At 34.8% G+C, this 19,420-nt stretch carries 18 protein-coding genes, 1 pseudogene and 1 other annotated feature; of the genes and pseudogenes, 15 read left to right on the top strand and 4 right to left on the bottom strand.

The features are described from left to right. Positions 1–114: 114 nt before the first annotated feature. The 4 genes from AC3WJF_RS21285 to AC3WJF_RS21270 all read right to left on the bottom strand — a co-directional run bounded on the left by AC3WJF_RS21285 (position 115) and on the right by AC3WJF_RS21270 (position 5,135). A complete protein-coding gene (locus tag AC3WJF_RS21285) occupies positions 115–1,464 on the bottom strand; it encodes a C40 family peptidase (protein WP_492455806.1) in 1,350 nt (449 codons plus the stop codon). 357 nt (positions 1,465–1,821) lie between these two features. Next, positions 1,822–3,423: a M20/M25/M40 family metallo-hydrolase gene (locus AC3WJF_RS21280; RefSeq protein WP_492455804.1), complete on the bottom strand. Its 1,602-nt coding sequence runs from the start codon at positions 3,421–3,423 to the stop codon at positions 1,822–1,824. A 28-nt stretch (positions 3,424–3,451) separates the two neighbouring features. Next, on the bottom strand, positions 3,452–4,216 hold the full coding sequence (locus AC3WJF_RS21275; RefSeq protein WP_492455802.1) for a dimethylarginine dimethylaminohydrolase family protein: 765 nt from the start codon (positions 4,214–4,216) through the stop codon (positions 3,452–3,454). 46 nt (positions 4,217–4,262) lie between these two features. After that, on the bottom strand, positions 4,263–5,135 hold the full coding sequence (locus AC3WJF_RS21270; RefSeq protein WP_492455800.1) for a dimethylarginine dimethylaminohydrolase family protein: 873 nt from the start codon (positions 5,133–5,135) through the stop codon (positions 4,263–4,265). 126 nt (positions 5,136–5,261) lie between these two features. Here AC3WJF_RS21270 and AC3WJF_RS21265 point away from each other — a divergent pair, with 126 nt between their 5' ends. The 15 genes and pseudogenes from AC3WJF_RS21265 (at position 5,262) to AC3WJF_RS21195 (ending at position 19,388) form a co-directional block, all read left to right on the top strand. Continuing rightward, positions 5,262–6,014 (top strand): IclR family transcriptional regulator, encoded by a 753-nt coding sequence (locus AC3WJF_RS21265; protein WP_492455798.1) that lies wholly within the window; start codon positions 5,262–5,264, stop codon positions 6,012–6,014. 455 nt (positions 6,015–6,469) lie between these two features. After that, on the top strand, positions 6,470–7,900 hold the full coding sequence (locus AC3WJF_RS21260; RefSeq protein WP_492455796.1) for a YfcC family protein: 1,431 nt from the start codon (positions 6,470–6,472) through the stop codon (positions 7,898–7,900). A 19-nt stretch (positions 7,901–7,919) separates the two neighbouring features. After that, a complete protein-coding gene (locus AC3WJF_RS21255; protein ID WP_492455794.1) occupies positions 7,920–9,122 on the top strand; it encodes an amidohydrolase in 1,203 nt (400 codons plus the stop codon). Positions 9,123–9,664: 542 nt separating this feature from the next. Then, the gene (locus tag AC3WJF_RS21250; protein ID WP_492455792.1) at positions 9,665–10,186 is read left to right on the top strand and encodes a cysteine hydrolase family protein; all 522 of its coding nucleotides are present in this window, start codon (positions 9,665–9,667) and stop codon (positions 10,184–10,186) included. Between the two features lie 137 nt (positions 10,187–10,323). Then, positions 10,324–11,454: a DNA polymerase III subunit beta gene (gene dnaN / locus AC3WJF_RS21245; RefSeq protein ID WP_492455790.1), complete on the top strand. Its 1,131-nt coding sequence runs from the start codon at positions 10,324–10,326 to the stop codon at positions 11,452–11,454. 168 nt (positions 11,455–11,622) lie between these two features. Next, positions 11,623–11,831: a binding site (T-box leader), on the top strand. Between the two features lie 45 nt (positions 11,832–11,876). Then, positions 11,877–13,119 (top strand): annotated as a pseudogene (tyrS, locus tag AC3WJF_RS21240) (tyrosine--tRNA ligase). A gap of 105 nt (positions 13,120–13,224) precedes the next feature. Then, positions 13,225–13,575, top strand: coding sequence for a helix-turn-helix domain-containing protein (locus AC3WJF_RS21235; RefSeq protein WP_492455788.1), 351 nt, complete (start codon positions 13,225–13,227; stop codon positions 13,573–13,575). Positions 13,576–13,845: 270 nt separating this feature from the next. Beyond that, positions 13,846–14,364, top strand: a complete 519-nt coding sequence (locus AC3WJF_RS21230) for an AAA family ATPase (RefSeq protein WP_492455786.1) — start codon at positions 13,846–13,848, stop codon at positions 14,362–14,364. A 186-nt stretch (positions 14,365–14,550) separates the two neighbouring features. Beyond that, entirely contained in the window at positions 14,551–15,006 is a 456-nt protein-coding gene (locus tag AC3WJF_RS21225; protein WP_492455784.1) for an NUDIX hydrolase, read from the top strand. Positions 15,007–15,153: 147 nt separating this feature from the next. Further along, entirely contained in the window at positions 15,154–16,020 is an 867-nt protein-coding gene (locus AC3WJF_RS21220; RefSeq protein WP_492455782.1) for a serine/threonine protein kinase, read from the top strand. Positions 16,021–16,216: 196 nt separating this feature from the next. Next, positions 16,217–17,362, top strand: a complete 1,146-nt coding sequence (gene fabV / locus AC3WJF_RS21215; RefSeq protein WP_492455780.1) for an enoyl-ACP reductase FabV — start codon at positions 16,217–16,219, stop codon at positions 17,360–17,362. Between the two features lie 188 nt (positions 17,363–17,550). Continuing rightward, positions 17,551–17,751, top strand: coding sequence for a DUF6199 family natural product biosynthesis protein (locus tag AC3WJF_RS21210; RefSeq protein ID WP_492455778.1), 201 nt, complete (start codon positions 17,551–17,553; stop codon positions 17,749–17,751). Positions 17,752–17,847: 96 nt separating this feature from the next. Then, positions 17,848–18,381, top strand: coding sequence for a ClbS/DfsB family four-helix bundle protein (locus AC3WJF_RS21205; protein ID WP_492455776.1), 534 nt, complete (start codon positions 17,848–17,850; stop codon positions 18,379–18,381). Between the two features lie 172 nt (positions 18,382–18,553). Continuing rightward, complete coding sequence (locus AC3WJF_RS21200) at positions 18,554–18,790, top strand: ATP-dependent Lon protease (protein WP_492455774.1); 237 nt, start codon at positions 18,554–18,556, stop codon at positions 18,788–18,790. Positions 18,791–18,938: 148 nt separating this feature from the next. Next, a complete protein-coding gene (locus tag AC3WJF_RS21195) occupies positions 18,939–19,388 on the top strand; it encodes a hypothetical protein (RefSeq protein WP_492455772.1) in 450 nt (149 codons plus the stop codon). The last annotated feature ends 32 nt before the right edge of the window (positions 19,389–19,420 follow it).

The following is a 19,420-nucleotide window of genomic DNA, read 5'->3' as shown; positions in this document are numbered from 1 at the left end:
CCTTTAAGGCCAAGGCCGGTAAGAGAGGCTTTCAGCCGCAGAGCAAACCACCAGTTCACACTGGTGGTTTTGATTATTCCACAATCGCGTCCGTTAATTGAATAGGGGATAGTTCTATAAAACGCGACGTGCCTTTACATAGTTTTGATTAGCCCAATTGGATGATAAATCTTCTGTAACAACACCATTTGAAGCTAAGCGAATATATTTATTATCTCCGATGTAAATACCTGTATTAGTGATTGTTGTCCCACTATTATCACCAGAGAAGAAAATTAAATCGCCTTTTTGCAGATCTGCTTTCTGGACTGCTTGGCCAATATCTGCTTGACGGCTTGCTAGTTTATCTTTTAAGTCAATACCTTGATTTTTGAAGACATAATACGTAAATCCAGCAGGAGTAAATGTTAAGGAATTTTCATCATAAACATAACCAAATTTTGCTTTTCCGATAAGATTTGTAGCAGAATCTACTACTTTATCTGCGGCTGATGATGTACTTGTTACTGGTGGTTTTTCAATTGGAGCAGTATTTTCGGTGAAAACACGTTTTGCCGTTATATAGTGCTGTTTGTAGTAATCAACAAAGAGAACCCTAGTAATAATTCCATTTGAATTTGGAACGATAATTCGATGGTCTCCTGCATATATTGCAACTGATCCCGGCGTAGTTGAACCAACCGTATTGTTGAAGAAGATCAAATCTCCTTTTTTTAAGTTTTCTTGAGAAACAGTTGTTCCTTTATTCATGAGATCTTTAAGGTTTGTTGTACCTAATGCTACTCCATTTTTTTGATAAACATAATTGAGAAAACCGGTACTTGTAAATTTCAATGCTGCTTCGTCATTTATGTTCCCCATTGTTACTTTATTCATCAAATCATAGGAAGTTCCAACAATGTTATCTCCAATAGTTGCTGGGTTTGATGGCAGTAAGGTTGGTAATACTCGTCTAGCAGAATAATAGCTATCCGTATAATAAGGTTTGCTATCCATGTCTGAAATAACGATATTTTGCTGTGAATCAGCCATATGAATGATTTTATTATCGCCAATATACATTCCTACGTGATCTGGATCAGTACCTGTTGTCTTACTTTTAAAGAAAACGAGATCCCCTTTTTGTAGTTCATTTCTTGGTACATAAGTTCCTTGTTGAACCATGTAATCTTCATTATACGTAGCTAAATCGACTCCGTTTTGTTCAAAAATATACATCATAAAAGATGCACAAGAAAATTTATATGGAGCCGTTGGTTTATACTCCGTATTACTGTATGTTGCCTTTCCTATTAAACTCTTAGCTGTTTGAATTAATTGATCAGCTTTTGCCTCGACCGCTGCTTGATTATTTTGAGGATTAATAGAAGCGGCTGATACTTTTACTTCATTTAACGAAGGTACTAGTATCGTACTTAAACCAAGTGTAACTGCTAATGCTGTAGTTGCTAGATGTTTTTTCATTCGGTTACCTCCAAATATTGTTCTATCTAGCTTCGATTCTAGCATATAAAAATTGTGTATTTTTATGGTTATTTATTCCTGCACTGTTTGCTATCGGCTTAGGCCTTGCTAAATCAGGAGTTACAAGAAACCTAACAGTTTAGTAACAATTACTACAATATAAATACAAGTTAGGGGAATGATTTTTTTAGTAGACGTTAACAAATGTCACAATATTCAAAGGTAAATTTAATATAGAAATAACAATAACTTAAATCTAATTTCTTCACCTAACTACCGCGATCCATAACAAAATGCTCACAACCCCTTATAAACCCAAGGTCCGTGAGCATTTTTTATTTCTAGAATATTACCATACTAACAAAACAAGTTCCGAATCAATTTCTCTATCAACACTGGAGTTTGCACAAACGCACTTTCTTTATGGAGGCGCTCCGATAATTGATGGGCGTCTTTGCCGAAGGCACCGACATTGAGGACAGGGGCTCTGAGTTTTTTCATGTCCTCGAATGGGATAAAGTATCCTTGTCCCCAAATTGGTGAGTTCTTCTCGTAACTTGTCCATCCATCGTTATTGTCTTGATAGTTGACGTAACTTAAATCACATATTCCGTTAAAGTAGTTGACTGGCTTTAATGAAATATTCATTTGGTTTGTCATTTCCTGCAATGTTTGTAGTGCTTTTTGGACCAATGGTTCGTCTGCTGAATTAACTGCAGGATAATACGGTGGTGCGAATAAGAGTATCACGGCTGGTGCTAATTCCTGACAATTGAGCATCAGTTGATCGGCTACAAAGAATGATTGATCCCGTTCATCCAACCCGTCCATTTGTAAGGCTTTTGCAAGGATTGTATCTACAAAACTATTACCAAGCTTTTCGCATGCATACGATTTGAGCTGCTCATAGCGCATTACACGAATCTTACCGACACCATTTATGTTTTCCCGTTCACAAAGATTACGGTAGGCTTCATTACATCGAGCTACTGCTTCTTCTGCAATTTGTTCAAAGCGATCCATTACATCCTTTGCCGAGCGCTGCATCATAAAGACGTTATATAGTGCTTGTGCACGGGCAGGTGTCTGGGTAGAATAATTTTGTTTTAAATCTTTTTGTTGCAGTGATACAGGCAGTGGTGTCTTTTCCCCGAGATGCTCCTCTTGAAATAATGGATTCCATTCCATTTGTTGATTGAAAAAAGCTGCCATGTAATTGGCGGTAATGCCCTTTAATGGTTCCCCGACATGTGTTTCCTTGCCATAAAATAATACGGAAGGCATGATTTTTCCAATGGTACCAGTATAAATATAGTGATTTTCATCCTCGGGATTTTGGGAAAAGGACGATTCACTATTTAAAAATAGCCGATAGACAAGGTAGTGTTCTTCACTTAGACTCACCATTTTTTTCACGGCGGCGCGCATACCTGTTGAGTTCACTTCTTCATCAGGAACCGTAACAAGTAAAAGATTCACTGGCCATTTTTCATTTATTGCTTTTTCGATTAGTGCCATGTGAATAGCTAGCCCAATCTTCATATCCATCGTTCCGCGACCAAATATATACTCACCTGATTCTAAATCTTTCACGGCATTCTTTGATAAGCGATCCTTGTGTTGGTGAAGTGCTTCCGTCAATTGAACAGGATTACGACAAATGGACTGCAACTGACCATATTCTTCGGTTTCAACGGTATCAAAATGACTAATAAGCACAACCGTATTAGTTACATTTTTATTTTTATACAGGGCGGTTAAGAAAGAACGCCCCTTATCAATTGGAGTTAATTCTAGATATTCAGAGTGCTCGCAGAAATATGGCAGTTTACTCATCTTTTCCAGCAGTTTTTTTGAAAATAATTTTTCGCCTTCTGAAAAGGTTTCACTCTCCCAACCAACTAGTTCATAAAGCAAGCTCTCTAAATCTTCTGGTGTATTCCATAATAATTGGCTCATGGTAATCTCCTTCCTGATAGATTACTAGTTAAAATCGTAATGATAAGCAACTTAAACCGCCATCTTGTTTTCTAAATTCGGACATATCAAGAGCGATTGTTTTATAACCAGCTTCTTCAATTTTCTGTTTTGTTTCTGGGAAGCCGTTTGGGATAATCACGTAATCATTTACTCGAATACAGTTTGCAGCATACTCTTCTTCATCTGAAACGATAATTTTATCATAAGATGCAAATTCTGGATGATCGATAAATTCTCCTGCTACAACCATTAAATTGTTTCCTAGATAGGCAATTCCAGTTTTTAAATGGAAAAATTTTTCTAATGGAATAATTGTTGCCTGATAGCCTTCTGATTCCACAATGTCCTTGAATTGTAATGCTCCTTCTTGATTAGTTCGTTCAGAAATACCGATATAAAAATGATTATCTGCTTGTAAAACGTCACCGCCATCAACGGTTCCAGGTGATTGAATGTAATAGACTTTATTGAAAAAGCCTTTCACGACAGGATCCATTTCATCTTTCTCACCATTTCGCGAGTTAGCACCGGGATTCGTAATGATGGCAAAATCTTTCGTTAGAACTGCTGTATCTTCTACAAAAGTAGAATCTGGAAACTGCACATTCTCTGAAAGCTCGGTTATGGTAACACTGCATTCTTTAAGTGCTTCTATGTAGTCGTTATGTTGTACCAATACCTTTTCAAAGTCTGGTGTTCCTAGATTTGAAGTTGTTAAACCATTTACAAAGGTTTTCCCAGGTTTCTTTACAATGATATTCGCAAAATTCATGTTAATCTCTCCTTCTATTATTCACGTATTATTAGAAATATACCTTCTATGCTTGACGTATGACTGGACAAGTAAGGCAAGTTGGACCACCGGTACCCTTAAACGAAATTTCGTTTCCAGCATATTCATATACTGTTGCTCCAGCTTCGATCAGTTTCCTTTTGGTTTCTTCGTTTCCTGCGGTCATGACACAAACCCGAGGGGCTAAAGCTAATACATTACATCCGAGGTTTTCATATTCGTTTTTTGGTACTTCTATAAGTTCGAAACCGTTTTCAATTAGGAATCTTCTGAAAAAGACAGGTAGAAGTGGGGAATACACCACTGCTAGGTTTTCGTCGACAATGCTAATCAATGACATAAGGTGAAGGCATTCCTCTTCTCCTAGGTCATGTGGTAGCGGGACTTCAATAAACTGATCAACAAATGGCGCTGTTATCTCTTTGAGCTGTTTGATGGCTTCAGCATTTGTACGATAACCGTTACCAACCGCTAAAGTTCGATCATTAATCCAAACTAGATCACCTGCATCACAGACTGCCTCTCCACTTAGTTCACCAATAATGGGAATACCGTTTTCCTGTAAAAAAGCTTTGTAAGCATCTGCTTCAGGTTGTCTAAGTTTCTTACCTGAACGCAAAATTATGGCACCGTTTTTTGTGAATTTGACGGGATCATGAGCATAAATGGAATCGAGCCCAACATTGCTGGATGATGTCAAATAATCAATTTGATCCACATGCTTGTTCAGAATGTCAATGAACTCCCCATATTCAACTAATGCTTTGTTGTAGTTAGGTACACTTACATAGTTAAACCTTTTCCAATGATCATCAAGATGCCCCTGATTAAGGAAAGCATCTTTAGGATGTTTCACAATTACTCGTTTTAATGAGTGATACATCGAGGAACTATACATACTATCCGCCTCCTATTCCACTATACGGAAATTGTTTTTGAATAATGGAAATTCGATTTCATTATAATCATGGTTTTGGTATAATGTCAATATTGAGAATATTCGTTAGGGAGTTGTAGTATTTGTATGCAATCTTTTGATAAAGCAATGAACATAGCAGCCATTTTAATTAATAAATCTCCAAGTAACCAACTATCCATTTCTGAGTTAGCGAAAGAAACAGGTTATCCAATAAGTACATTACACCGATTATTAAAAGCAATGGAGAAGCATCGTCTCATAGAACAAGATGAACAAACAAAGCAATATAAGATGGGTGCTATTTGGTTGGAGTATGGCTTACGTCTTTATGACAGTATCGATCATGTAAGTCATATACGCCCGGAAATGGAAAAGCTGATGAATAAGATAGGGGAAAGTGTCTATCTTTATAAACCGATGGGAAATGAGTCTCTCATAATTGAACGGATTGATAGCCATGTAAGTGCCATTAGAGCATACGATAATATTGGTTTAAGGATTCCTCTAAATAGTGGTCCATATAATCAAGCCATACTTGCATATATGGAAGAAAATGAGAGGAATAGAATGATACGGGCACTTATTTCGAAGGAAAAGCAGAAAGCGTTCCATGCTGATTTAATACATATTAGAAAAAAAGGGTATGCAATTGGGAATTATGAAAGAATGGAAGGGACAAAATCGATCGCAGCACCGATTATAAATGGTTATAATCAAGTCTATGGAGCAATTGGCATCCTCGTTGTGGAGTTCAATTTAACAGAAGATCGTCTTCAATTATTAATTTCCACATTGTCCGAAGCAGCTAAACATATTAGTGAGAAACTAGGAAATCGAACAATAACTAATATTTTTTAAAAAGTATCACCTCTTCATTTGGGTAAGTTCTATTTGAATTTATACCAAATGAGGAGGTGTTTTTTTATTTAAATGTTTATTTTTGGAAAAAAATCTGGTTTGAATTTATTTTTTTCTGTATTGAAATTTAGGAATTGTTTGATTATAATAAAAAATACATTTTCCTTTAATGCGGAAATCGTTTCCGTAATGTGGAAAACCCGATTGATTTTATGCTTCAATTTGGTAGCGTTTACATGGGGGTATGCAACTGTTTTATAGCGATTCAGAATTTAAGAGCTTTCAACTTGTTTCGAACATTCTAGTAAAAAAGCCGGCATCATTCTGGTTCTCTATTAAAAAATAGTAAGAATGGGCAGAGGGGGACAATAATGATCGCATTTCATACATAATGCATAATGAATCGCAATAATAACGTTAAAACCATCAAACACAATCATATAGGAGTGATCGTCGTGAAATCTATAGAAGCAACGAATGTAGAAGCCAACACCGAACCACAAAAGAAAAAACCACCTAAAGGTATAAATGCCTATGTTCTCATGTTTTGTATCATTGTTGTCATTACTCTACTAACTTATATTATTCCTGCTGGCCACTATGAGAGAATTGAAAGTCATGGAAGAACGGTTATCGTCCCTTCAAAATTTGAACTTGTTAAGTCTACACCAGTAGGATTACTTGAAATGTTTAAAAGCTTTCATACAGGTTTAGTAAATGGTGCACCCATTATCATGTTTGTTTTACTATTTGGAGGTGCTCTTGGAATCATGCAAGTAACTGGATCAATCGATGCATTGATCAAATTTACGGCTGTAAAATTTGGTTCTAAGAAAAAATTGGTTATACCAGTTATGGTCCTTTTGTTTTCTTTACTTGGTACTCTTATCGGCTCCGCAGAAGACTCACTGGTTTATATTACGATTGTCGTCCCAATGGCCATTGCTTTAGGTTTTGATGCTTTGGTAGGTTTTGCAATTGTTTTTCTCGGAGTAATAGGTGCGGGATTTTCAACCGGTATCACCAATCCATTTACGATTGGTGTGGCACAGACGGTTGCCGAACTTCCGATGTATTCAGGAATTGGCTTACGTATTGCTCTTTATGTTGTGTTCTATATTTTGACCGTCCTCTTCATTTTGCGTTATGTTAATAAAATAGAAAAGAATCCTGAGTTAGCGGAATATGGAAGGTTTGAAAAATCTACCGACACAAAGGTTGAGACTCATCACAAAATGAGCAAAAGGCATGCAATCTCGTTATTTGTCCTTTTATTTTGCTTTATAGCCCTCATTTATGGTGTTATTAGTCTTGGTTGGTATATAAGTGAAATTGCAGCGGTGTTTTTACTAGGGGCAATCATTATGGGGATCATTGGGAAAATATCTCCAAATAAAATGGCTGATGGATTTCTAAAAGGTTGCTCTGATATGATGCCTGGAGCGATGATTATTGGTGTTGCGAATACTATTCTCGTTGTTCTTACTGCTGGAGGATTACTAGATACTATTTTACATTTTACTTCTAATTTGATTGATGGTCTTCCACCGGCTATTACGGCAATAGGTATTGCTATTGCTAACTTTTTCATCCATTTCATCGTTCCATCTGAAAGTGGACATGCATCCTTAGTAATGCCTATCATGGCTCCATTAGCAGATCTTGTTGGTGTAACGAGACAAACAACGGTACTTGCAACGGTAATGGGTGCAGGAGTGTCCAATTTAATTATCCCAACAGGTGGTGTATTGTTAGCAGGTCTTGGGATTATGGGTATTTCCTTTTCAAAATGGGTGAAATGGGTTCTACCTTATGTGATTATCCAATTTATTATCGTAATCATCTTTTTAATTATTGCGCAAGCGATACATTATGGACCATTTTAACTTTAGGAGGAGAATCTAAATGAATACGACAAGCGGTTTAAAAGATTTATTTGAGCAAGAATTATTGAAAAAAAGAGAAATTGCCCATCAATTAAACTATTTTCTTGCAGAGAACCCTGAACTTTCTGGTGAAGAATTTGAAGCTTGTAAAAAATTCGTGGAGATTTGTAATGGAAATGGCATGGAGGTCGAAGAAAATTTCTGTGGTTTACCTACTGCTTTTCGTGCCAGAGTTTGCAAGGTTGAGAATGCGAGTGCAAACATGGCTATCCTCGCTGAATATGATGCATTGCCTGACTTAGGCCATGGATGTGGCCATAGTGCAAGCGGAAGTATAAGCTTGCTAACTGCACTTGCTCTCCAAAACATTAGTGAAAAATTAAATGTAAACATTGATTTAATTGGTACACCAGACGAAGAGTTACATGGTCTCAAGGTTGAAATGGTGAATCAAGGTGTATTTAAAGAATATGATTTTGCGATGATGGTACATTTGAATTCCAATGTAACCCTACCTAATACCAATTTTTTAGCTCTCAGTGCGTATCGTGTTAAATTCTATGGAGAGACGGCACATGCATCTGCCTCACCTTGGAATGGAAGAAATGCCCTTAGTGCAGCCCAGTTGACATTCCATGCAATTGATATGCTAAGGCAACTTGTACTACCTGATACAAGGATGTCCTACTATATGGTTGAAGGCGGAAAAGCATCTAATATTATTCCAGATTATACAGAAATACAATTGGAACTCCGTCACAGCAACCGAGAATATTTGAATACTATTCTAGAAAAAGCTCGTAACTGTGTGAAAGGTGCATCCATTGCGACCGGAACCACCTATGAAATTGAAACAATGGGCTATGACTATAGTGATATGTTATTTAATGAACCAGGAAATAAAGTAATTGCATCGGTATTGGAGGAACTAAACATTCCTTTTATAGATGATGATGGTTTAAGAGGTAGTTCAGATATAGGCAATGTCAGCTATGAATGTCCTGCCTTCCATCCTATGCTTGCGACCACTGATCATTTTTTCACTTTACATTCTCAGGATATGGTTGATGTAATGAAAAGTGAGAAGGCTAAGGAAATCATTGATCAAGGAGCAAGATTAATAGGCTATACGATGTTGACGCTAATTGAAAACCCCGAATTATTCAAGAAAGTAAAAGAAGATTTTCATAATAAAATTAATGCAATGGAAGAAAATGAATAGAGTTTGTTAATAACATTTTTCGAATCGGAATAACCAAATATATGATTATTAAAAATGCATGGATTCATTAACGGGGTCCCTTTAGAAGTGCAAACAATGAAATAATAAAGCAAAACACACTGGATTTCACATTTGAATTTGCAGTGTGTTTTTTATTTATTCAGACTTAGTTGGGTTATTCCTATTTTTTACATTTTAGATTAAGTTGTTATTTTTATAGCTTAGATTGGTTACCCAAACTGCACTAGAGCTTCGATTTCGGTAACCAAAAGCGTCGATTGGTTACCCGAACTGCACTAGAACTTCGATTTGGGTAACCAAAAACCCCGATTGGTGACCCAGAGACCTATACTTGTCATAGTTCGCATCTCTGTTTCTACTAATATTGTTTTTTCAAAAACCATTCAACAATCGCACCAACCAGTGGACAAAAAATTTAGTATTTTCTATCAATACCATCAACAGAAAAAGTAAAAGAAGGAATTTAATCTTTTTTATAGAAATATTAAGAACATACGTTTCTAAAATGAGGAGGAAAATTGATGAAAAAAGCATTATTGGTTATTGATGTTCAAAATGGTATGTTTCCAGAAGGTAATGAAGTGTATAAAGGAGATTCATTGCTTCAGAATATAAAAGAGTTATTAACCCAAGCCCGTAATACAAATACGCCAATTATTTATGTTCAACACAATGAACCTGCTGGAGAAGAATTGGAACATGGGACAAAAGCATGGGAGATTCATCCAGATATTCTTCCACAAGAAGATGACATTATTATACAAAAGACAACTCCGGATTCCTTTTTTGAAACACTATTGGACTTAGAATTAAGAAATCAAGATATTGAGCATCTATACTTAACAGGAATTCAGACAGAGATATGTGTAGATACAACCTGTAGAAGGGCTTTTAGTATGGGATATAAAGTAACCTTAGTTTCTGATACACATAGTACATGGAGTTCTGAAGAAATATCTGCTCAGCAAATTATTAATCATCACAATAACGTACTACGGTGGTTTGCAGATGTTATCCCGAGCAAAGACATTAAATTCAGCTGATAATTAATGGTGATAGTGCAGGGGGGGCTTTTGTATGATTAATAGATTTAAGGATCAATCTGCCATTTTTAAGTAAGCATTTTGGAAGAAATGGAAAGGATTAAGTGGAAACTTTTTCTAATAGAAGGAGAAAAATAATGGAATTTACTGTACATAAAGAAAATCTAATTGGAGCTTTATCTGATGTAAGTAAAGCGGTCTCTTCACGGACTCCTTTTCCGATTTTAACAGGCATAAAGATGATAGCTGATCATAAAGGATTGACACTGATTGGAAGTAATTCTGATATTGTGATTGAAAGGTCTATTCCAACCGTGTTAAATGGGGAAAAGGTACTGGATTTAAAGAAATCAGGTAGTGTAGTCGTTTCCTCAAAACATTTGACCGACATTGTGAAAAAGCTGCCAGGTGATATCCATATTAAAGCTGATGATACTAATGCCATAAATTTGATCTCAAATGATATTAAAATCCAGTTAAATGGTTTCGGGTCTGAAGAGTATCCTAATCTACCTGTAATTGATGACAAAAATAAGATAATAATGATGGATGAAGAATTAACCGAAGTGATAGCTCAGACTGTATTTGCAGTAGCTAAAACGGAATCGAATCCTATTTTGACTGGGGTAAATATGTCTTTTAGCAAGACTCAATTAACATGTGCGGCCACTAATTCTTATCGATTAGCTGTAAAAAAATGGAGCATCGATTCAAATGTAAATCGTTCCATTATTGTTCCTGCATCCAGCTTGATTGAACTCACGAAATTAATGAACAATCAGTCTGGACAAATCAATATCTTCCTTTCAGAAAATTATATTGTGTTTCGAACGGAAACTTTTTCTCTGTATTCAAGATTAATTGCAGGAAATTATCCAAATGTATTAAGGCTAGTACCTAAGGAGTTCAAAACCACACTGGTGGTGAATACGAAGCAATTATTAAATGGGTTTGATCGGGCATGTTTATTTGCAAGCGAATGGAAAAATAACAATATTCGTTTTTATATAGGAGAAGATAATAACATCACACTATCATCAAATTCTTCAGATATTGGAAATATAGAAGAAACTATTAATGTGAAGAGCTGTACTGGTGCTGCAGAAATGAGTTTATCATTGGATGGTAGATATATGATGGATGCTTTAAAGTCGATTAAAGATGGGAATGTGAAAATTAGCTTAGGCGGTGCAATGAGCCCGATATTAATCGAACCCGCAAATGATTCAACCCAGTTCCATATCATTTCTCCTGTTCGTTCAAGATAAACAACAAAGAATAATGGGATTCATTAAAAAGACAGCTGAACCTCCAAATAAAAAATCAATTGAATTAACTTTAAAACTTAACATTGGATGGATATTAAAATGCAATTCATTGAAAAAAGATTGAATTTTTTATAAAGTGTGAGTACAATATGTAGAAACTAAATATTACAAAAAGTAATGATAGGAATCAGTAGTATCTTATCTCCCTGTTGTAGAGAGCTGATGGATGGTGAAAATCAGTACAAAGGTAAGAGCGAATTTCCTCCTTGAACTTCCTTTACGATTTAATAGTAGTGAAGGACGGATGAACCGTTATTTGTTTGAGAGGAAGAGGAAATCTTCAATAAGGGTGGTACCGCGTTAACCACGTCCCTTTGTTTGGGACGTGGTTTTTTATTTGCATAAATAAGGAGGAAAGACTTATGAAATCATTTTTAGAACAGCTAACAAGTGAGCAAATAAGAGAAGTTAATAGGCAGTTTGATATTTATCATAATGGAGTAGTAGAGATAATTCCTGAGAATGAACTAACAAATAAAATTGCTAAGTCGTTGTTAAAGAATATCCCTCTAAAAGTTAAGTTAGGGCTAGATCCGTCAGCTCCAGACGTTCATTTAGGACACACGGTTGTTTTGAATAAACTGAAACAATTTCAGGAGAATGGGCATATTATTCAACTTATTATTGGAGATTTTACTGGCAAATTAGGTGATCCTACCGGTAAATCAACCGTACGAAAACAACTTACCGATGAAGAAGTAAAACATAATGCAAAAACGTACTTTGAACAGTTTAGCAAAGTGTTAGATATGGAGAAAGTTGAACTACATAATAACTCAAAGTGGTTAAGCACTCTTGGTTTTGAAGATGTTATTAAATTATCATCCAGTATAACTGTAGCAAGATTACTTGAACGAAATGACTTTACGGAAAGATATTCTGCAGGAAAACCTATATCTTTACATGAATTTTTCTACCCTTTAATGCAAGGCTACGATTCAGTTGCACTTGAAAGTGACATAGAACTTGGTGGTACTGACCAACACTTTAATGTTCTTATGGGCAGACATTTGCAAGAACATTATGGAAAGGAAAAACAAATCGTTCTCTTACTACCATTAATAGAGGGGCTTGATGGGGGAGAAAAGATGTCGAAATCAAAAAATAACTATATCGGCGTCGATGAGACTCCTAATGAGATGTACGGAAAAACAATGTCCTTACCTGATGATTTAATACAGAAATATTTTGACCTAGTTACAGACTTGTCTTTGGATCAAAAAGAAAAAAATAAAAGAAGATTTGATTGCAGGAGATCTTCATCCGAAAGATGCAAAAATGCTCTTAGCAAAAAACATAGTAAGAATGTACCATAGCAATCAAGATGCTGAGAAAGCAGAAGAAAACTTTAAAGCTGTTTTTCAAAAAGGTGGACTACCAGATGAAATTCCCGTTGTTAAATCGGGAGGTCCAAACGAAATTCTATTAGTGGATCTATTAGTAGAGCTGAATCTACAAAAATCAAAAACGGAAGCTCGAAAAATGATTCAGAATGGTGGCATTAGAGTAAATGGGGTTAAAGTGAATGACTTAAACTTGCAAGTTAACATTACAGGTGAGCATATTATTCAAGTTGGAAAACGTAAATTTATTAAATTGCAATAACCAAAATTGTTATGAAACAATTTTGGTTATTCAACCGTAAATAATTTAGAGATTAGTATAGTTGTAATTTTAAAAATTTGTATTTTGATGTATGGAGGTTAAAACTTGAAACAATTAACTTTTTTGGCTTGTGCATTTATATTGGGGATATCATTAGTAACATCTGCTATTATTTTTAGAAGTACCTTTTCGAATTCAGTGAATGGGGTTAATCATTCTCAAATAACAATGTATACCAATCCTGATTTGATGACTAAAAAACAACTTGCCGAATATCTTCAAATAAGCGAGGAATCAGTAGAAAACATTATTATGAAGGATGACTTCGAGAAGGCAAAATTTAGCGAATATGATATTTATCGATTTATTCCATACGTGAAAATTGATAATCAAGAAAGATTTTTAAAATCAGAGATAGATAAATGGTTGAAATATCAAAATGATGGCGACGAGTAATACTCTAACAAGTTAAAAAGCTAAAAATTCTTCCGACAATGTTGGAGCGTATTTATTTGCAACTATCGTGGCTGGATAGCTTAAGAAAGAACTTCTAATTATTCCGACGTGTTTCAAGCTGAGAGATGAAATAGAACTACAAGCTAAAGGATGCATTCCATTAATTAGGGATGCTTTTTCTAATTTCAGTAATGGATGTTTAGCTGAAAAAGGGATTTCAACCGTAAGATAGAATTACAAACTGGAGATTGTTATTAGGAGGACTTCTTAATGGAAAATAAGGTTTATATATTATCAGGACCAGCAGGAATAGGAAAATCCACTACTTCAAAAGAACTGGCAAAAAAGTTAACATCCAGTGCCTATATATCTGGTGACTACATTAGTCATATGCATGTGAATGGGAGAAAAAAACCATGGGAAAGTGATGAAGAAATATCTTTGATTTGGGACAACATTTTATGTCTTACTAAAAATTTTCATAGGTATGGCAATAATGTAGTTGTGGATTATGTAACATTCCCGAAAGAAGCAAAATGGCTTAGTGACAATTTAAAAGACTTAAATATAGAGGTTATTTATGTGGTTCTGTGGACAGATACTGAGACATTAATTATGAGAGATAATTTGAGAAAACCAGAGCATAGAATGGGGGAACGATGCTTAATTTTAGCTAATGAGTTTATGGAATCAGGATTAGATGAGAAGCATATTTTGGATACAAGTAAAAATACACCTAATGATGTAATCAATGAAATAATAAACAATCAAAAATATAAATTGATCTAAAATCATGTTTAACCGTTTTCTATTTATTGAACTATAAGGGCAGAAAAATATATATGTGACACCCAATTATGTATACCTCAAGCGACTTCTTTAGGTGAAAATCAGTTTAGTGGAAAAAAGGAAAAATATATATAGTTGTCGAAATATGTTAAATAGAAAATATTTGAAATTTTTCCGGAGGGTATTATGGGGTATATTGAAGAACTTCGCAAAGTTGTTGGGCATCAACCTCTTATATTAGTTGGAGTTGCAGTAGCAGTAATTAACGAAACAGGAGAGATTTTATTACAAAAAAGAAATGATGGGGTTTGGGGAGTTCCTGGTGGATTTATTGAATTAGGTGAATCTACAGAAGAAGCAGGGAGAAGAGAAGTTTTAGAAGAAACTGGCATTGAAATAGGTAAACTTGATTTGGTTGGGGTTTTTTCAGGAAAACAGCACTATGTTAAATTGCCAAATGGCGATGAGTTCTATCCTGTTACAATCGCATATGTTTCAAAAGAAATTAAAGGCGGAGTTCTTAAAGCAGACGGTATAGAAACTACGGAAGCAAAGTTTTTCAAGGCAAATGAATTACCAGAAAGTCTTAATCCTTTAATAAAAAACCTAATTAAAAAATATTCACTTTCCTTATCTCAGTAAAACTCAGATTGTGAAAAGTGGATTTTATTTACACTATGAAAGGTGTGATGTCATATGAAAAATTCTAAACACTCCGTAGAGGTAAATTACTTTTGAGTGACGTATCATCCCTCTATAAACTACGGACACTCATAAAAGGAGTAAAAGTTGATAGAAGTATTCGTTGGTAAGAATAAAACACCATTAACGCTTAAAGAATACCATCCTTTCGATTGGCTAAATGGAGCTGAGGTATTTACGATTTTTAACGAACAAGATTCAGGAAATATTAGTTTTGGAATAATAGAAAATGACGAACGCTATTTTATTAAATATGCAGGTGCAAGGAATTTGGAATATAAGGGAGATTTACAAGAAGCGATTCAGCGCTTAAAAGATGCTAAAAAAGTATATCAAGAAATACATCATCCAATATTAATTCAGTATTTAGAGTCATTTCAGACTGAGCACGGTTTCGGGTTAAAATTTAAGTGGGTAGATGGAGAATGTATGCACAATCATTGGGATTTTACCCCCTATGAAAAGTATCATTCACCTAGTTCCCCTTTTGTTAAACTTAGAAATTTAGCTTTGCAGCAACGACTTTCTATATTGACACAAATATATGAGTTTGCAACCTTTGTAGAAGCTAAAGGATACGTTATGGTTGATTTTTATGATGGCAGTATCTTGTATAATTTTAAAAATAATGAGTTATATATTTGTGATATAGACTTTTTTAAAAAGGCACCTGTTTTTAATGATATTGGTGAGGGTTTTTGGGGAACGAGTCGTTTTAAAGCACCTGAAGAATATCAATTAAATGCTGAAATTACTAGTGCTACGAATGTCTATACTTTAGCGGGATTAGCGTTTGCTTTTATTGGCGGTAGAAGTGATAAAAGCTATGAGAAGTGGGAAGCATCAAAAAATCTATATACTATATGTATGAAAGCATTGGAAAGTAAACCTTCCAATCGTTTTAAAACAATTAGTGATTTTTATCATAATTGGATGGAATCACTTCCTATATAAAATAATGTATAGCGAATTCAAAAAGAGTTGCTTCTATTATATAGAGCCAGCTCTTTTTTCAGGATTAGTAGGAAGCAACGTGTAGCCTGGTTCCCTTTTCCAGATGGAACGTTTAATTTTACATAAATCCACAACGTTCCTACCGAAAAAATGATATAATAACTCGGAATATTTATATATAGAAAGGATGTATTACATGGATATCAAACCTAGATTTCGCGGTTTTATCTGCACTAACTCCCATCCAGATGGATGTCGTGAACAAGTGAAAAAACAAGTCGAATACATAAAAGAACAACCAAAACTAACGGGTCCCAAAAACGTCTTAGTCATCGGTGCCTCAAAAGGATTTGGTCTTGCTGCCCGAATCGTTTCTGCATTTGGAGTGGGAGCGAACACGATAGGAATTTTCTCCGGAAAGCCAGGAACTGAACGTCGTACCGCTTCCCCAGGATGGTATAATACGACTGCTCTGGAAGAGTTGGCAAACGCTGAAGGAATCTATGCGAAAAATGTAAACGGTGACGCTTTTTCTCATGAAATCAAACAAGAGACAATCGATCTCATCCGTCAAGATTTAGGAAAAGTGGATTTGGTTGTATATAGTTTAGCTGCTGGGAAGAGAGTCGATCCTAATACTGGTACTTCCCACTACTCGGTGCTGAAACCTATCGGTGCTGACTATTCAAACAAAACGGTTGATTTTCATACCGGTGAGGTAACCCAAGCCGAGCTACATCCTGCAACAGAGGAGGAAATCGCCGACACAGTAAAGGTAATGGGTGGCGAAGACTGGAAAGAGTGGATTCATGCATTGCAAGAAGCTGATGTACTGAGCGAAGGTGCTAAAACTATTGCTTTCTCTTACATTGGTCCAGAGATGACTTTTCCAATTTATCGAAATGGTACGATAGGACAAGCCAAAGATCATTTAGAAGCGACTGCTCACGAGCTAACCAAAGATCTAGAATCGATCAATGGACAAGCGATTGTGACTGTCTGCAAAGGGTTGGTAACTCAGTCTAGTACTGCAATTCCAGTCGTTCCGCTTTATATTTCCGCACTTTATAAAGTAATGAAGGAAAAAGGTATTCACGAAGGCTGCATTGAACAAATGAATCGTCTTTATCGTGATTTCCTCTACAACGAAGGAACCCTTCAAACAGATGAAAAAGGTCGTATTCGCATTGATGATTGGGAGATGCGAGACGATGTTCAAGAAAAAGTAGCAGAGATTTGGGAGAATGTTAACTCAGATAACATCTATGAGCTTACTGATTTACGCGGCTTCCGCGAAGACTTCTTCCATTTGTTTGGATTTGAATTAGATCAAGTTGAGTAAAAATCGTTTTATTAATAACGAGTATCCTTAATAGGATGCTCGTTTTTATTTTCTAATCATTCCAGATCCTTTGACAAGTAGTTGTAAGCTAAATTAATAGTTCAGAGCAATTCAGGAAGATTGAAACTTTAATATAAATAAAACGTACTATTTTAAAAGCAGAAAATTTAAAAGGTGGTAAATCATAGATGATAATTCTTGGAATTATTTTAATAATTATTGGCGTTATTATGATAATTAATCCTTCTCTTTTCTGGTTAATAACAGAGAGTTGGAAATCAACTGCCGGCACGGAACCTTCAGATTTATACATTTGGTCAACCCGTTTTGGAGGTATAATGATGACGCTTGTTGGTATCGGAGGGGTCATTGCTTTTTTTCTTTCATAAAGTTGACTCTTCATTAAGCAACAGGAGTGTTAATCAAAAAATGCCAATCCCCACTAATTTTTGACATACATTCTTTTATAAAAAGGAGTAATCACTATGATAGCGAAAAGTGAAAAAGAACTTCTATTACTGAATAATGATAAAAATTTTAAATCATTGCTTGAAATAATTGAATCTGTACCTAGCAGAAAAAGGGGTATTTCTATTGAAACTAGAGAAAGAGATAAGAATTTTCGGGATGTATTAATGCATCTTTATGAATGGCATACAATGCTTGAGAGATGGTACAGAGAAGGGATGGATGGAGATATTCCTTTTATGCCAGCACCTGGTTATAAATGGAGTACTATCAAGCTACTTAATATGCAAATTTGGGAAAACTATCAAGATGTAACACTGAATCAGGCTATAAAAAAATTAAAGCTAAGCCATGAAAGAGTAATGGACCTAATTAATTCACATACCAATGAAGAAATCATGACAAAAAAATACTATAAGTGGACAAAACCAAGTAATTTATACAGCTATTTTGCAGCAAACACTTCCAATCATTATATTTGGGCTATAAAAAAATGTGAAGCTATTGCAAAGTCTATAATTGAAGGGGAAAAGGATTTGTTAATAAAATAGGCTTCATTCATACAAAAAACTCTTATTTAGCTAACGTGTTAATTTTGTTTAATAAAAAACATTCTGAAACTATTGTACATTCTATTCGTAAAATATTTATTGGTTTGGTTATGAATCTACGGTAAAAAGGAATTAACGATATTTTATAAAATGAAGTGGGATGGTGATTTTTATGAAGTTATTATTGTCAATTTTATTAGCTGGGATTTTAGGTATTTTAGTTTTCCTTGGACCTATTGGTATATATATTTTTTGTGTAATTATTGCTGGCGTAATTTTTAGGTCATTTGTTTTATTAAATGAGATTCATAAACAAACTGTACCAGTCGTAGGCGTTGATAGGGTGAAAGAAGCATATGAAAGCTATTTAAAAGAGAAAGATGAAAAAGATACGAATAAAGAAGAGTAGAAAGAAAAGGTTCTTTCACTATAGGGGACTAGAGCTGATCAACAAGAGAACCAGCTTTTTCTTATTGTGCTAAAGAGCAGATTAGTTCAACAAAATTGTTAGGTTTTTATGGAAACATTTAGATATTAATGGGGGAATGAGTAAATAAATGAATAGCAATTTTATGACAAAGGTTAAAGAATTTTTAGTCTTTTTATTAATTGCAAGTATCCTTACCTGTGTTTCATATATTATTGTATACAAGGTTTCATATTTACCAAATGGATATGATATCGAAACTATGAAAAAAGATACTGTATCGCTAAAATCATTCAATTTGTTAGGGATTGAAAAAAATGTAATAACTCAAACCTTTTCTGGTGATGACACTTGGCAGGTTGATGAAATTAAATATGAAGTAAAAAGACAAAAAACTTCATTATGGCTGTTATTTTCTGCGGTTACTATATCAATATTTTTGTTCATTAATAGTTTTCGTAACGGATCGAAATTATGGAAAGCAATCTTAGAAAGTAATTTATTTACTGTTTTGTTACCACTATATAATTTTAATAACTCATTGCATATGATACAAATGATGCTTGGTTTAACTTCATAATTATACAACTAAAGATAGTTAGTAATTTGACA

Source organism: Heyndrickxia sp. FW510-T9, assembly GCF_058781025.1.
Note: the sequence above shows the minus strand (reverse complement) of the source record. Positions and strands in the feature narration are given on the sequence as shown.

Bases quoted from the DNA above. Each gene is read 5' to 3' on its own strand.
- dnaN (WP_492455790.1), top strand. From the start codon at position 10,324: ATGGAATTTACTGTACATAAAGAAAATCTAATTGGAGCTTTATCTGAT.
- AC3WJF_RS21280 (WP_492455804.1), bottom strand. From the start codon at position 3,423: ATGAGCCAATTATTATGGAATACACCAGAAGATTTAGAGAGCTTGCTT.
- AC3WJF_RS21285 (WP_492455806.1), bottom strand. From the start codon at position 1,464: ATGAAAAAACATCTAGCAACTACAGCATTAGCAGTTACACTTGGTTTA.
- fabV (WP_492455780.1), top strand. From the start codon at position 16,217: ATGGATATCAAACCTAGATTTCGCGGTTTTATCTGCACTAACTCCCAT.
- AC3WJF_RS21270 (WP_492455800.1), bottom strand. From the start codon at position 5,135: ATGTATAGTTCCTCGATGTATCACTCATTAAAACGAGTAATTGTGAAA.
- AC3WJF_RS21255 (WP_492455794.1), top strand. From the start codon at position 7,920: ATGAATACGACAAGCGGTTTAAAAGATTTATTTGAGCAAGAATTATTG.
- AC3WJF_RS21230 (WP_492455786.1), top strand. From the start codon at position 13,846: ATGGAAAATAAGGTTTATATATTATCAGGACCAGCAGGAATAGGAAAA.
- AC3WJF_RS21205 (WP_492455776.1), top strand. From the start codon at position 17,848: ATGATAGCGAAAAGTGAAAAAGAACTTCTATTACTGAATAATGATAAA.
- AC3WJF_RS21200 (WP_492455774.1), top strand. From the start codon at position 18,554: ATGAAGTTATTATTGTCAATTTTATTAGCTGGGATTTTAGGTATTTTA.
- AC3WJF_RS21265 (WP_492455798.1), top strand. From the start codon at position 5,262: ATGCAATCTTTTGATAAAGCAATGAACATAGCAGCCATTTTAATTAAT.
- AC3WJF_RS21195 (WP_492455772.1), top strand. From the start codon at position 18,939: ATGAATAGCAATTTTATGACAAAGGTTAAAGAATTTTTAGTCTTTTTA.
- AC3WJF_RS21275 (WP_492455802.1), bottom strand. From the start codon at position 4,216: ATGAATTTTGCGAATATCATTGTAAAGAAACCTGGGAAAACCTTTGTA.
- AC3WJF_RS21210 (WP_492455778.1), top strand. From the start codon at position 17,551: ATGATAATTCTTGGAATTATTTTAATAATTATTGGCGTTATTATGATA.
- AC3WJF_RS21250 (WP_492455792.1), top strand. From the start codon at position 9,665: ATGAAAAAAGCATTATTGGTTATTGATGTTCAAAATGGTATGTTTCCA.
- AC3WJF_RS21225 (WP_492455784.1), top strand. From the start codon at position 14,551: ATGGGGTATATTGAAGAACTTCGCAAAGTTGTTGGGCATCAACCTCTT.